Source organism: Mucilaginibacter metallidurans, assembly GCF_003286435.2.
In the GTDB taxonomy this organism is placed as follows: domain Bacteria; phylum Bacteroidota; class Bacteroidia; order Sphingobacteriales; family Sphingobacteriaceae; genus Mucilaginibacter; species Mucilaginibacter gossypii.
On sequence record NZ_CP043449.1, the window covers coordinates 3,348,023 to 3,362,181 of the forward strand.

Here is a 14,159-nt window from a genome sequence, read left to right on the forward strand (position 1 = left end):
AACAGAATTAACATGGCCTTAATAAAAACTTACGATATACCGACGGATTACTGCCGCTAAACTTTTTAAAACAGCGTAAAAAATGGCTTTGATCGGCAAATCCGCAGGTAAAGGCGATATCTGTTAAGGATAACCCGCCATCTGCCAATAAAGCAAACGCTTTTTCAACCCTGAGCTTTCGGATATATTCGCCCATGGTACAATTGAAATATCTCGAAAAATCACGGGATAAATGAACCGGATGGAGTTGTAATAGACCGGAAAGTTCGGCAAGCGTATGCTTCCGGGCAGGATCATCGGCCAGCAATATTTTCAGCTTGCCAACCCATGCAGGAACTTGTCGTGACATGCCGGCGTTATTTACCTGCATTTTATTGAGCGTTTGCAGCAATAACATTTCTACAGTCATTGCAGTCAGCTCGTCACAAATCTTTGATTCTTTAAAGATCCGGTATAAAAGAAATTTCACATCCGGGTCCTGAATAGCAAAGCTGCCTTCCAGTTTATCCTGTTTTAATTCCAGGTTATCGAACCAGCACTTTTGCAATTCAATATGAAAGCCGCGGGTAAAGCCTTTGGGCTTGATGTTATAGTGCGGATCATGCCAGTTATGAAACAGTAGAGTGCCTGCCGGGCAATGATAAACTTCCTTTTTATTGCCTTCAATAACATTACCGGCCAATATAAAAGTGAAGTAGGCATTTTCATGGTAATGCCAGTCCACCTTATCAAGGGTATATTCGGTATCAGTTATGGTGATACCCTGTAAATGCGTTGTATGATTGGTTTGCCCGTAGAAGCTGCCTGTTTGTAGTTGTTTCACGGCGAAGATTATTGAGTTAATAAACGCTATAACTCCTCCTTCAGCGGCCGGGGGCTTACACCTCCTCTACCCTGCGGTCAACGGTTTGAACATTGGTATTAACGTAGTCATTTTCTATCAATCCATCGCGCATCCTCACTATGCGGTGGGCATGCAGAGCAATATCTTCTTCATGTGTTACCAGGATAATAGTGTTACCTTTGGCGTGGATATCTTCGATAAGGCCCATGATTTCGATGGATGTTTTGGTATCAAGGTTACCTGTTGGTTCATCGGCAAGTATAATGGATGGATTATTGATCAGCGCCCTTGCCACGGCAACACGCTGTCTTTGCCCGCCCGAAAGTTCATTGGGTTTATGATCCATACGGTGACCAAGACCAACATTTTTCAATGCATTGCCGGCACGTTCCTTACGTTTTTCTTTATTAACGCCAGCGTAGATTAGTGGAAGCGCCACATTATCCAAAGCAGTATTACGGGGCAACAGGTTAAATGTCTGGAACACGAAACCAATTTCCGAGTTACGTACTTCGGCAAGTTGGCTATCGGTCATGTGGCTTACATCTATTCCGTTAAGGATGTACTGCCCTTTGGTTGGGGTATCCAAACAGCCCAAAATATTCATGAGGGTTGATTTGCCGGAGCCGGAAGGGCCCATCAAAGCCACAAATTCGCCTTTGTTAATAGTAAGCGAAACTGATTTAAGTGCGTGGATCACTTCGGCACCTATTACATATTTACGCCCGATATCTTTTATGGTTATTAACGGCTTGGCAGTATTTATTGGCTCCATGAATTATTTTTTGTTTGGACTGCACTGGGGTGCCGAATGTTACAGTGGTTTTTATTTTTAGTGGTCGGTAGTCCGTAAGTCCGATGTCCGCAAGTTTTTAGTCTGACTTACTACCGTCTTAACTTTCGGACTTCTCCGACTTACCGACTTTCGGACTTTCGGACAAAAAACTATTTCTCAATCACCTTGGCCACCAAAAAGTAGTCTTCGTCATGCTTAGGGGCATTTTCCAAAGCTTCTTCGTGGGTAATTTGTTGTTTAACTACGTCCTCTCGCAGCACGTTGGCACCGGTGGTCATATAAACCAGTGGTTCAACACCCGTGGTATCCACCTCGTTCAATTTAGCCATAAAATCAAGGATCTTGCTCATATCCTTCATCGTATCCTGTACTTCGCTTTCAGTAAGTTCAAGGCGGGCCAGGTGGGCTACTTTTTCAACGGTTTCTTTATCAATGGTCATGCCTGTTGTTTTTTGTTTTATAATAGCGTGATCCTCATCGCGCAGTGCGCCGGCATTATCTATGCTTAACTGGGCCGCTTCAATGGGTTTATGCACAAATATATTACAAATTCCCGGTCTGCTGTCATATTATTGACTAAGCCAGAGTAGAAACAGCGCCTTCAAACATTAAATCATTGTTCATAATCTCAAATACCTCATCCCGTAAAGCATCGGCATCGTCAATACTCAGGTGTGCCGTTTCAATAGGCTTATGAACCTTAAATTTAGAGATTCCTGGCCTGCTGCCGTGCTTAATGCCGGTGTCCCAAAGTATTTGCCAGGTATTAGCCGATGATACCGGGATGACAGGTATTTTCAGCTCGATAGCCAGCCTGAAAGGGCCATTTTTAAACGGGCAAAGCTGCGGAGGATAATGATCCGAAATTCCGCCTTCGGGGAAAATGATAAGAGAAACGCCCTCCTGTAATTTCTCGGATGCTTTTTTAAACGCCCTAAACGATGACATTTTACTATCACGGTTAACAGGAATATCCACCGTACGAAAAAACAGACCGGTTACCAGGCCATTTTCCAGCTCATGTTTGCCCATAAAACAGCAATTGCTTTTAACCAGGATACACATAGCCGAAATATCAAGGTTTGAGGTGTGATTAGGACAAATGATATAAGGCCTGTTCCAGTCAATCGGTTGTTCATATTCAAACTGGTAAAATATACCTACAAAAGCAGAACTCACTAATCCCCAAAGCCTTCTGAATGAATTGAGCGTATGATAGCGTTCGGGTTTACGCGAAAAATAATAGAAAAAAGGCCATAATATAACGTAGCCCAGGGCCACGCTCACAATGTAAAGATATACGTGTACTTTTCTCAATATCATTTTCATCATTACCAAAAATAGAAAAATTCCTTACTTTCGCCACACTATGGAGATTGTTGTTAGTGGCATCCGTTCGACCGGAAACTTACACTTAGGAAATTATTACGGGGCGTTGCAAAACTTTATAAAAATGCAGGATGAATACAACTGCTTTTTTTTTATTGCCGACCTCCACTCGTTAACTACCCACCCTACGCCTGCCAATTTACATGGCAACGTAAAACAGGTGCTGATAGAATATTTAGCCGCGGGCATCGACCCTGAAAAGGCTACCATATACGTGCAATCCGACGTTCCGGAGGTTACCGAATTATACCTGTACCTGAACATGAACGCTTATTTGGGCGAACTGGAACGAGCAACATCATTTAAAGACAAGGTGCGCGCCAATCCCGAAAATGTGAACGCCGGCCTGCTTACCTACCCGGTTTTAATGGCGGCGGATATTATTATCCACAAAGCTACTAAAGTGCCTGTAGGTAAAGATCAGGAGCAGCACCTTGAAATGGCCCGCACTTTTGGTAACCGTTTCAACAGGCTTTATAACCATGATTATTTCCCCGAGCCTTTTGCCTTTAGCTTTGGCGAAAGTTTGGTGAAAATTCCGGGATTGGATGGCAAGGGAAAAATGGGCAAATCAGAAGGCGAAGGCAATGCAATATTTTTGGGCGATACACCCGAAGCCATCCGCAAAAAAGTAATGCGCGCGGTAACCGATAGCGGCCCTACCGTTGAAAACCAGCAAAAACCACAGGAGATCCAAAACCTGTTCGATTTAATGAAGGTTGTTTCAACACCCGATACACTTGCCCACTTTGACGAGCTTTATAACAAAATGGCTATCCGTTACGGCGATTTAAAGAAGCAGCTTGCCGAAGATATGGTACTGGCAACAGCCCCTATCCGCGACAAGATCAACGCCATTGCCAATGACGCAGATTACCTGCGTAAAGTAGCCGAAATGGGTGCCGAAAAGGCCCGTGAAAGCGCGTCAAAAACGATAAGGGAAGTTAGAGAGATCATCGGCTTCAGGAAATTTTGATCAGGATTTTCAGAATTCAAGAATTGTCAGAATTTAGGCTAAAACTTTTTTAATTCTGACAATTCTGTAAATTAGGAAAATTCTGATTCAGACATGAACTAAAATATATGCACATAGCTATTGTAGGAAATATAGGCGCCGGAAAGACCACCCTTACCGAGATGCTGACCAAAAATTACGGATGGGACCCTTTGTATGAAGCTGTAGATAACAACCCCTATTTAGAGGATTTTTACAGCGACATGAAACGCTGGAGCTTTAACCTTCAGATCTACTTCCTGAATAGCCGTTACCGCCAGATCATCGATATCCAAAAAAGTGGGCGTAATATTATACAGGACCGCACCATTTACGAGGATGCCTATATTTTTGCCGAAAACCTGCATGATATGGGTTTGATGACTACCCGCGATTACGAAAACTATGAATCAATTTTTCAAAATATCACCGAGTTTATTAAACCGCCCGATCTGCTGGTTTACCTTAAAGCATCTGTGCCTACCCTGGTAAGCAATATTCAGCGCCGCGGCCGTGAGTATGAAATAGGTATCCGTTTAGATTATCTTTCCAAACTGAACGAAAAATATGATAAATGGATCAACAATTATAAATTGGGCAAACTGTTGATCCTTGATAAGGATAATCTGGATTTTGCTAACAATACCGAGGACATGGCTACCATTGTGAACCTGATTGAAAGGGAGATTAACGGGTTGTTTTAATAGTTAATAGGGTATGAAGAAGCTTTTGATCTTCGCTTTATTATCTATTCTTTTATTCGCCTGCGAACATAGTTCAGAAAAACAAGTAAATATCAGCACATGGCATCTGCTCCGTTTGAATGGTTTCAAACTATGGCTGCCTCCTAACTGGCATTTCCAACAGGAACAAGGCATAGACTCTTTTGTAGGTAGAATTATTGCTCCAACAGATACTCTTTCTTTCGAAATCAGTTCGATGGGGTACGCTAATCACCTATTACTATCAGAACAGGAGTATATAAAAACTAACGATTGGCAACGCGGATGTGATTTTTGCGATAGAGAACGTACATATAGTGACGTTCCCAATATAAAAGTCAAAATCTCGATGCATAAACCTGCAGCTAAGCAAAAAAACAAATTTCCTAAGGCTGACTACATCGCAAATATGCTTACTAAGGACAGCACAGTGTATATTCCGATAGAAATCCCTGCAGAGATAAAAGATCACAACTTTAATGAAGAGTCGAAACAAGATTTTATTATAAAAACAATCTGGCCAAAAAATCCTTCAAAAGGAATTACTGGTATTTATTATCAAAGTAAATCATCAACTTTAAACTTCCAACTGTCAGGCCGTAATTTATCAAAGCAGGATCAGGAATTAGCTTTGCAAATGTTTAAAACCATTGTAATAAAAATCAAATGAAAATCTTAGGCATTATCCCAGCCCGTTATGCGTCGTCACGTTTTCCCGGTAAACCATTGGTTGATATCGGCGGTAAAACTATGATCCAACGCGTATATGAGCAGGCAAAAAAATGCCGGAGCCTGAGCGAAGTTATCGTTGCTACCGATGACGACCGGATTTTTAACCACGTAAACGGTTTTGGCGGCGTTGCGGTAATGACAGGCGCCAACCACCAAAGCGGCACCGACCGTTGTGCCGAAGTTGCCCGCCTGCACCCCGGGTATGATGTGATCATCAATATTCAGGGCGATGAGCCTTTTATTGCCCCTGAGCAGATCACCAAATTAACAGCCTGCTTTAACGATCCGGAAACCCAACTGGCCACTCTTATAAAAAGGATCCTGACCGAACAGGAACTGCATAATACCAATTCGCCCAAGGTGGTGATCAATAAATTATCCGAAGCTATTTATTTCTCCCGTGCTACCCTGCCCCATATTCGCGGCCAGGAGCCCGAAAACTGGCTCGAATTCCACACTTTTTTTAAACACATCGGCATTTATGGCTATCGGGCAGATATATTGCAGGAAGTTACCAAACTACCGGTATCCCCGCTTGAAAAGGCCGAAAGCCTTGAGCAGCTTCGCTGGATAGACAACGGTTACCGTATCAAAGTTGCCGAAACCGAGCTGGAAACCCATGCCGTTGATGTGCCTGAAGATCTGGAGAAACTGAAGTTTGATATATAACTCTGGGAATTCGTTTTAAACCTCATTTGTTCCAGACAGAACCACTGCCTGAATCAAATAAAAATGTAAGTGGAAAATAGTACGTTATGTTGCACTGACTCCTGCAAATATTTATCTCTATTTTTAATCAATGACCGATGAACAACGACTAAGAGACGAAACAACACTTCCGGATTCCAACTATGACGCAAAATTCGATGCATTTGGCAGATTAATTGGCTTACAAGTATATGACAGCGAATATGTCTCATTTGAATATAGCGGAAATTTATTGCAGTTTATTGGATCATTTCACTTTTTAACAGACTTATCCATTTCTGTTGAAAATAGTGATGTAATTATAGACGATCTTAATCACATTGACGCATTAACCCATTTGGAATGCCTCGTGATAATCAATGGCGGATATAAAGACATTTCGCCGTTGAGTCGAATGCTACGCCTCAGAACTTTATACTTACCTGGTGGTCTTATAGAAAATATAGAGCCTGTAAGGAACCTTGTAGAATTAACCGACTTAAACTTATCAACTAATAAAATAACGGATATATCCGCTTTAAATGAGCATACAAAATTAATTACAGTAAAGTTATCCTGTAATGCGATAACAAACATTTTGGCGTTAAAATCATCACTTAGTCTCCAACAATTAATTATAGATGGTAATCAAATAACAGATCTTTATCCAATCGCCGAACTTAGCGACCTCAAAGTATTACACGCTGCGCGAAATAGAATAGCTGATATCAGCCCGCTAAAACACCTATTAAAACTTACATCGCTCATTCTTTCAGGAAATCAATTGATTAGTCTTGGCCCCCTTGAACCTCTTAAAAAACTCGAACTTTTAGAAATTGGTGGTGTTTATTGCGATGATTTGTTGCCTATCCGTGATGCTTCAAATCTAAAAAAGCTCACGGCGAGCCATATTAAATACATTGATGGAACTATAATTGGAAGGTTTGGGAAACTGACAGGTCTTAGCTTAACACATTGCAATATTTCGGATGTTTCATTTGCCAAGACCCTAACTGACCTCTATTACATTGAACTGGACAACAATATCATAGAAGATGCGAGTCCCCTGTTTTCCTTGCCTAATTTATATAGGATAAGTTTGCGCAATAATTGTATCACCACACCTTTCCCAACCGATCCACACAGCCCCTTTGCGCTTGATTTAACAGGTAATCCCATGTGCCCCAAAGCTTCAAATCTCAATGAGTATTTAATAGAAGCTGCTCAACATTACTATAATCATGGCTACTTTGATAAAGCACTCGCCTATCATTACATTGACGCCAACGAAAAGAGAGCATTGTTTATTTATTTTAAAAAACTTGCTACAACCGATATTTCAGAAAACTACTATCGCTTATATTATTTGATGCGTTGTGAGCAAATAATAAAAAAGCTGAATATTGACGATCAGGAAACCGAAACAATAAAGGCGCAACTGATTAAAATTGTACGTGAAAGTAACTTTTTCAATAAGCGGGAACTATTAATAAGTTTGAAAGAAAACGGCGAAGCTGTAAATAATTACGAGCTATTTTCAGAGTATATCACTTATTTAAAAAGTAATCCTAATCCCAAACCCAATCCAGAAATTGCTTATTTCCTGGCCAAAACATTCATGCGGCAAGATGACCTGCCTCAATTATTATCAATTTACAAACAGCTGCTTGATAAGGGCCTCCCAATTAATTTTGCCGTTTATCATATTATCCAAAAAGTACTTGATTCCTCCGGGCGTAGATTTCAGCTATACGATTATTATCTCGATTTACTTATTAATGCCCGTGACCGGGAAATTGCTCACTTTGACGTTTTCAATTACCTGAATTTTATTTTTGGGAATTACGTCCACAACATAGCGCCCCTCCGGTCTAAATCAAAAGATTGGTCGGATCAACCGGCAGAAAATAAAATCGGCTGGCAGATAGTTTTTGGAATCTTAATTGTCTCGTTCGCCTTTCTTTTCCTAAACAAAGGCTGTCATTAGTACCATATTTTAACCCGATCTAAACCTTATGGCCGCTCACGCGCATAAAGCAGATACGCCATATCAGAGGCCATTTAAGCTATTGAAACATAGCTATACTATTAAATGTTTACCATAATAACAATGCGTTTAATACTTTAGTATTTTAACAAATTTTTGTTTTTTAATTTGTTAACTTCATCTGTAGCATCACCTTATTATTAACCTAAAATCATCCTGAAGATAAGGCAGCATCATTTTGTAAACAAGGGTTGGGTAAATTACTTTACAGACCCTGAATTTAGTGCTGAAAAATGTCAGTTGGTACTTGCTTTCGGTGCACCGAAGTTAATTATCGGTCCTGAAATTTATGATTATCTTAAAAAGAGCTATCCTAATGCTAATGTAGTTTTTGCCTCCACAACTGGGGAAATCATGGGCAGTGATGTGTATGACGACAGCATTGTTGTACCGCGGTTGAGTTGGAAAAATCATTATAGTCTGCACTTCTACCCATGTAAACAAACAGGCCAACAGTGCCGAAACAGTACCTTTTTGGAGGCACAGCTCGAGAAAAATGACTGAAATTACGTATTCATTATATCAGACGGTAACCGGGCAGCGTCACCGGCCCTCCCCCCTTATGGGGACCTTACCAGAATTATCGCCGTTAAAGCCGTCAACCAGTTCACTTCCGTTTATAAAAGTATCAGCTCCAAAACGCGCATAATACACTCTGTAAAAACCAATTACAAACAAAAGACATTTACAGTTCCATTTTTTAAAAACAGATACGGCGAAGCGTGAAAATTTTCTTACTTTTGTATCCCGTACAGAAACAATTGGCCGCGGTATAAAAGCCCGGTCATTTTCAAAAAAAATCATGACTAAATATATTTTTGTTACGGGCGGTGTTACCTCATCGTTAGGAAAAGGTATAATCTCTGCTTCTTTAGCCAAACTCCTTCAATCGCGCGGTTACCGCGTAACCATCCAAAAGTTTGATCCTTACATCAATATTGATCCGGGAACACTTAACCCTTATGAGCACGGCGAATGCTATGTAACCGAAGACGGTGCCGAAACCGATCTTGACCTTGGCCACTACGAGCGTTTCCTGAACACTCCTACGTCAAAGGCCAACAACATCACTACCGGCCGCATTTATCAAAATGTAATTAATAAAGAACGTGAAGGGGCTTTTTTAGGAAAAACTGTACAGGTAGTGCCCCACATTACCGATGAAATAAAAAGAAACTTCCGCATATTGGGCGAAAGCGGCGATTACGATATTGTGATCACCGAGCTTGGCGGTACGGTAGGCGATATTGAATCATTACCATATATTGAGGCTGTAAGGCAATTCCGCTGGGAAATTGGATCGGCTAACTCTCTGGTTATCCATCTTACACTGGTACCATTCCTTGCAGCAGCAGGCGAATTAAAAACCAAACCTACGCAGCACTCGGTAAAAATGTTATTAGAGTATGGTATCCAGCCCGATATCCTGGTTTGCCGTACCGAACACCACCTTACCAACGATATCCGCAAAAAGATAGCGCTGTTTTGTAACGTGAATATCAATGCTGTTATTGAGTCGATTGACGCACCAAGTATTTACGATGTACCCCTGTTAATGCTGAAAGAACAGCTTGACAAAACCGTATTGACCAAATTAAAACTTCCGCACAAAAATGAGCCAAACCTCGAAAACTGGAAAGAATTTCTTGGCCGCCTGAAAAACCCGACTGCCGATGTACGTATTGCGTTAGTTGGTAAATATGTGGAGCTGCCGGATGCTTATAAATCCATTACCGAAGCCTTTATCCATGCGGGCGCTAAACAGGAATGTAAAGTGCGGCTTGAATATATCCCTTCGGAACAGCTTACGCCCGAAAACGCTGTTGAAAAATTAAAAGGCATGCACGGCGTACTGGTTGCCCCAGGATTTGGCGAGCGTGGCTTTGAAGGTAAGATCCAGGCTATCCGCCATGTGCGCGAAAATAATATCCCTTTCTTTGGTATCTGTTTAGGTATGCAATGTGCGGTAGTTGAGTTTGGCCGTAATGTATTAGGATTTGAGAATGCCAACAGTACCGAAATGAACCCCGAAACCCCTTACCCGGTTATCGGCATGATGGAAGATCAGAAAAATATCACCAACAAAGGCGGTACCATGCGTTTAGGCGCTTATCCCTGCGATATTAAAAAAGGCACTAAAGCGGCGGCTATTTACGGAAAAAACCATATTTCGGAAAGGCACCGTCACCGTTATGAGTTTAATAACGAGTACCTTAAGCAATACGAGGCTGCGGGCCTTACCCCATCCGGCATAAATCCTGACAATGGCCTGGTGGAGATTGTAGAGCTTAAAAACCACCCGTTTTTTGTCGGTTCGCAATTTCACCCCGAATTAAAATCAACAGTTGCTAATCCGCACCCACTTTTTATTAACTTTGTCGCCGCTTCGCTAGCTTATGCCCGCAAAAAATAAGTAATTGTACGATAATTAGATAATGGATAAAAATACGTTTACAGGATTATTCCTGATCATGGCGATCATTGCCGGCTCGATATACTTTTTAAAGCCATCAGAAGCCGACCTTAAAAAAGAGCGCGAGGTACAGCACCAGGATTCGCTGAAAAAAGCTGGTGCCGCTGTAGCTGCCGCTGCTGCTAAAACCACAGCTAAGTTTGATACCGCCAAAACAGCCAAAGTTGATTCGGTCTTGTTAAAAATGCCTTTTGGCGCCGCATCTGTTGGTAAAGAAGAGTTTGTTACCATTGGTAATAAAGAGCTGCTTATTAAATTAAGCACCCACGGAGGCAAAGTAGCTTCCGTTGAGTTAAAAAACTACAAAACTTTTGATAAGAAGCCCCTGGTGCTTTTCAGCGGTGACAATAACCAATTTGGATTGAAGTTTGCCGCCGGTGTTGCCAATATCAACACTAACAATTACTATTTTACCCCAAGTGCAAAGGAACTTAACATAGCCGAAAAAGATTCCGGTTCGGTTACTATGCGTTTGAGCTATAGCCCTACCCAATATATTGATTATATATACAGCTTAAAAGGTGATGGTTTTAAACTTGGGTTAACCATTAAGCCTACCGGTCTTGACGGCGTTATTGCCAATAGCAGCACCATTAACCTTAACTGGGCCACCAGCCTGCACAAACAGGAAAAAGACATCAAAATGGAGCGCCAGTATTCAACGGTGTACTATTATAATACCGATGGGGATGCTGATTACCTGAGCGAAGGCAAAGACGATCAAAAAAGCATCAGCGATAAAAAAATGGCCTGGGTTGCTTTTAAACAACACTTCTTTTCAAATGTGCTGATAGCTAAAGGGGGCATTACCAAAACAGATATTGCTGTTGCTACTGATTTTAACGATACCACCGATGTAAAACAAATGAAAGCCGACCTGTCGCTTACCCGCGGCACAGATGGTTCTTTACCCTTGGAGTTTTACTTTGGCCCTAACCGTTTTAATACGCTTAAAGACCAGGGGCATGACCTTGATAAACTGGTTAACCTTGGCTGGGGACCATTAAAATACATCAACCGTTTCGCGGTATTGCCGGTATTTAACTTCCTTAACAAGTTTAACTGGAACTATGGTTTGATCATCCTGGTATTGACTGTATTGCTTAAGCTGGTATTATCACCTCTTACTTACAAGTCATACCTTTCAATGGCCAAAATGCGTGTGCTGAAGCCCGAAATGGATGAAATTAAAGCTAAAGTTGGTGAGGATAACCCTACGTTGTTACAACAGGAGTACCTAAAGCTGTACAAAAAGGCAGGTGTTAACCCATTGGGCGGCTGTTTACCATTGCTGATCCAGATGCCTATAGTTATTGCGTTCTTCCGCTTTTTCCCAAGTTTATTTGAGCTAAGGGGCGAAAGTTTCCTGTGGATGCATGACCTTTCAACTTATGATTCGGTTATTAAATTCGCTCCGATAGCTTTCCTTGGCGGCGTTAACCACATTAGTTTAATGTGTTTACTGATGACCATTTCAACGTTGATCTATACTTATTTCAACAACCAGATCTCCGGTGCTACAGGGCAAATGAAATACATTGGTTACATCACTCCTTTGGTATTCCTCTTCACGCTTAACAGCTACCCTGCCGGTTTGAACTATTATTACTTTTTGGCCAACATGTTCACCTTTTTACAGCAGTACCTGATCAAATTCATGGTTGATGACAAGAAGATCCATGCCCAGATCCAGGAAAACAAAAAGAAACCTGAAGATACCAAGAAGAAAAAATCAGGCTTTGGTGCTAAAATGGAAGAGATGATGCGCCAGCAACAGCAGATCCAGGCAAATAAGAATAAGAAGTCTTAAGTCTTTAGTCGGAAAGTCCGCAGTCCGAAAGATATTGAAGCCCTTGAGAAACTTTCTCAGGGGCTTTTGTTTTGGTGCCTAATTTTCATGCTGTAAAGCTGCTCAATTCCTCACAAACCAAACTTTTTAACTTTCGGACTTTCCAACTGCAAACTTTCCGACTTTTTTAAACAACACTAAAATAATTAGCAAATTTATATTACATTTGAAATATCATGTATGCAATTGTCGATATAGAAACTACTGGGGGGCATGCCAGCGCTAATGGTATCACCGAAATAGCGATATGCATACATGATGGGAAAAAAGTAGTGAAGCGGTTTGAAACGCTTGTTAATCCGCAGCGTGAAATCCCTATTTACATCAGCGCCTTAACAGGTATTACCAACGAGATGGTAAAGGATGCCCCCCCTTTTGAGGATGTGGCAGCTGATATTTACCACCTCATTCACGGTAAAATCTTTGTAGCGCACAATGTAAATTTTGATTTTTCTTTTGTCAGATATCATCTCGCTGCCGCGGGATATGATCTGCAAACAAATAAGCTTTGTACTGTAAGGCTTGGGCGTAAGATATTGCCAGGTTTGCCTTCATATAGTCTTGGCAGATTGTGTAAACATTTGGGTATTGATAATCAAAGCCGCCACCGTGCCATGGGCGATGCTGAAGCTACTGCCGAGCTGTTTACCTTATTGCTGAACAGTGATACAGAGAACCACATCAAACAGTCGCTTAAGCAAGGTTCAAAAGATCAGGTGCTGCCACCCAACTTATCCAAAAAAGACATTGACCAGTTGCCATATACACCGGGCGTATATTACTTTCATGATCAAAAAGGCAAAGTGATATATGTAGGCAAAGCCAAAAACGTTAAAAAAAGGGTAAGCAGCCACTTTACAGGCAACAACCCCGGCTTTCAGCGCCAGGAATTTTTACGCAATATATACCAGATCACTTATCAGGTTTGCGGCACCGAGCTCATCGCCTTTGTGTTGGAAGCTATTGAGATCAAACGCTTATGGCCCAAATATAATCGCTCGTTAAAACGCTTTGAAAATGCGTTCTGCCTTTATGCCTTTGAAGATCAACGCGGGTATATTCGCCTGGCAGTTGATAAATACCGCAAATACAGCGACCCAATATATACCTGCAATTCCCTGCTTGATGGCTATAACCTGCTCAACAAACTGATAGAAGCATTTGACCTGTGCCCTAAGCTTTGTTTTATACAAAAAAACAATGAGCCCTGCGTTAGTGCAGCAGGAAGTTCCTGTGCCTGCGAAGGTGTTGAACCTCCCGACAGTTATAACGAAAAGGTCAACAATGCCATCGATCAGCTTAAGCAAGCTTTACCAACGTACGCTATCAGGGATGAGGGCCGTACCGGCGATGAACATAGCTGTATTTTGGTAGAAAAAGGCCAGTTTTATGGCATGGGCTATATCTCCCATTATTTTGATGCCAATAACATACAGCAACTCAAAAGCTATCTCACACCTTATCCGGGGAATGACTATATCAAAAATATTGTAGCAACTTATGCTTCAAAATATCCAGACAGGATGGTGGTGTTTGGGTAGACTATCCCTCTAATAAAAACTTATAACTAAATAATTATCTACTAAGTTAAATAAATCCACACAATTGAGTTTTTGATTTGTTACT

13 protein-coding genes are annotated in these 14,159 nt (G+C 41.4%); 9 read left to right on the forward strand and 4 right to left on the reverse strand.

Annotated features, from left to right (window positions below; all coding sequences use genetic code 11):
* Nucleotides 1-7: 7 nt before the first annotated feature.
* The 4 genes from DIU38_RS14175 to DIU38_RS14190 form a co-directional block, all read right to left on the reverse strand.
* Entirely contained in the window at nucleotides 8-823 is an 816-nt protein-coding gene (locus DIU38_RS14175; protein ID WP_112652066.1) for a helix-turn-helix domain-containing protein, read from the reverse strand.
* 55 nt (nucleotides 824-878) lie between these two features.
* Nucleotides 879-1,619, reverse strand: coding sequence for an ABC transporter ATP-binding protein (locus DIU38_RS14180; RefSeq protein WP_091171524.1), 741 nt, complete (start codon nucleotides 1,617-1,619; stop codon nucleotides 879-881).
* A gap of 170 nt (nucleotides 1,620-1,789) precedes the next feature.
* On the reverse strand, nucleotides 1,790-2,176 hold the full coding sequence (gene gatC, locus DIU38_RS14185) for an Asp-tRNA(Asn)/Glu-tRNA(Gln) amidotransferase subunit GatC (RefSeq protein WP_317131845.1): 387 nt from the start codon (nucleotides 2,174-2,176) through the stop codon (nucleotides 1,790-1,792).
* 40 nt (nucleotides 2,177-2,216) lie between these two features.
* Complete coding sequence (locus tag DIU38_RS14190) at nucleotides 2,217-2,972, reverse strand: lysophospholipid acyltransferase family protein (protein ID WP_243770748.1); 756 nt, start codon at nucleotides 2,970-2,972, stop codon at nucleotides 2,217-2,219.
* 37 nt (nucleotides 2,973-3,009) lie between these two features.
* Between DIU38_RS14190 and trpS the strand changes: the two genes are divergently transcribed.
* The 9 genes from trpS (at nucleotide 3,010) to DIU38_RS14230 (ending at nucleotide 14,074) form a co-directional block, all read left to right on the forward strand.
* Complete coding sequence (gene trpS / locus DIU38_RS14195; protein ID WP_112652067.1) at nucleotides 3,010-4,005, forward strand: tryptophan--tRNA ligase; 996 nt, start codon at nucleotides 3,010-3,012, stop codon at nucleotides 4,003-4,005.
* A 107-nt stretch (nucleotides 4,006-4,112) separates the two neighbouring features.
* Complete coding sequence (locus DIU38_RS14200) at nucleotides 4,113-4,727, forward strand: deoxynucleoside kinase (RefSeq protein ID WP_112652068.1); 615 nt, start codon at nucleotides 4,113-4,115, stop codon at nucleotides 4,725-4,727.
* A 13-nt stretch (nucleotides 4,728-4,740) separates the two neighbouring features.
* Nucleotides 4,741-5,415, forward strand: coding sequence for a hypothetical protein (locus DIU38_RS14205; protein ID WP_112652069.1), 675 nt, complete (start codon nucleotides 4,741-4,743; stop codon nucleotides 5,413-5,415).
* Nucleotides 5,412-6,146, forward strand: a complete 735-nt coding sequence (gene kdsB, locus DIU38_RS14210; RefSeq protein ID WP_112652070.1) for a 3-deoxy-manno-octulosonate cytidylyltransferase — start codon at nucleotides 5,412-5,414, stop codon at nucleotides 6,144-6,146. Before DIU38_RS14205 ends, kdsB begins: the two co-directional genes overlap by 4 nt.
* 130 nt (nucleotides 6,147-6,276) lie before the next feature.
* Nucleotides 6,277-8,151: a leucine-rich repeat domain-containing protein gene (locus DIU38_RS14215; protein ID WP_112652071.1), complete on the forward strand. Its 1,875-nt coding sequence runs from the start codon at nucleotides 6,277-6,279 to the stop codon at nucleotides 8,149-8,151.
* 300 nt (nucleotides 8,152-8,451) lie between these two features.
* Nucleotides 8,452-8,715, forward strand: a complete 264-nt coding sequence (locus tag DIU38_RS34895) for an FIST N-terminal domain-containing protein (RefSeq protein WP_112652072.1) — start codon at nucleotides 8,452-8,454, stop codon at nucleotides 8,713-8,715.
* Nucleotides 8,716-9,013: 298 nt separating this feature from the next.
* Entirely contained in the window at nucleotides 9,014-10,624 is a 1,611-nt protein-coding gene (locus DIU38_RS14220) for a CTP synthase (RefSeq protein WP_112652074.1), read from the forward strand.
* A 22-nt stretch (nucleotides 10,625-10,646) separates the two neighbouring features.
* Nucleotides 10,647-12,494: a membrane protein insertase YidC gene (gene yidC, locus DIU38_RS14225; protein ID WP_112652075.1), complete on the forward strand. Its 1,848-nt coding sequence runs from the start codon at nucleotides 10,647-10,649 to the stop codon at nucleotides 12,492-12,494.
* A 215-nt stretch (nucleotides 12,495-12,709) separates the two neighbouring features.
* Nucleotides 12,710-14,074 carry an exonuclease domain-containing protein gene (locus DIU38_RS14230; protein ID WP_112652076.1) on the forward strand — a complete coding sequence of 455 codons (1,365 nt, stop codon included), beginning with the start codon at nucleotides 12,710-12,712 and terminating at the stop codon, nucleotides 14,072-14,074.
* Nucleotides 14,075-14,159: the final 85 nt, after the last annotated feature.

What these genes read in the sequence shown, in the direction of transcription:
- DIU38_RS14230 (WP_112652076.1), top strand. Translation starts at nt 12,710, where the DNA reads ATGTATGCAATTGTCGATATAGAAACTACTGGGGGGCATGCCAGCGCT.
- DIU38_RS14220 (WP_112652074.1), top strand. Translation starts at nt 9,014, where the DNA reads ATGACTAAATATATTTTTGTTACGGGCGGTGTTACCTCATCGTTAGGA.
- DIU38_RS14180 (WP_091171524.1), bottom strand. Translation starts at nt 1,619, where the DNA reads ATGGAGCCAATAAATACTGCCAAGCCGTTAATAACCATAAAAGATATC.
- kdsB (WP_112652070.1), top strand. Translation starts at nt 5,412, where the DNA reads ATGAAAATCTTAGGCATTATCCCAGCCCGTTATGCGTCGTCACGTTTT.
- DIU38_RS14200 (WP_112652068.1), top strand. Translation starts at nt 4,113, where the DNA reads ATGCACATAGCTATTGTAGGAAATATAGGCGCCGGAAAGACCACCCTT.
- DIU38_RS14215 (WP_112652071.1), top strand. Translation starts at nt 6,277, where the DNA reads ATGACCGATGAACAACGACTAAGAGACGAAACAACACTTCCGGATTCC.
- DIU38_RS14190 (WP_243770748.1), bottom strand. Translation starts at nt 2,972, where the DNA reads ATGATGAAAATGATATTGAGAAAAGTACACGTATATCTTTACATTGTG.
- trpS (WP_112652067.1), top strand. Translation starts at nt 3,010, where the DNA reads ATGGAGATTGTTGTTAGTGGCATCCGTTCGACCGGAAACTTACACTTA.
- yidC (WP_112652075.1), top strand. Translation starts at nt 10,647, where the DNA reads ATGGATAAAAATACGTTTACAGGATTATTCCTGATCATGGCGATCATT.
- DIU38_RS14205 (WP_112652069.1), top strand. Translation starts at nt 4,741, where the DNA reads ATGAAGAAGCTTTTGATCTTCGCTTTATTATCTATTCTTTTATTCGCC.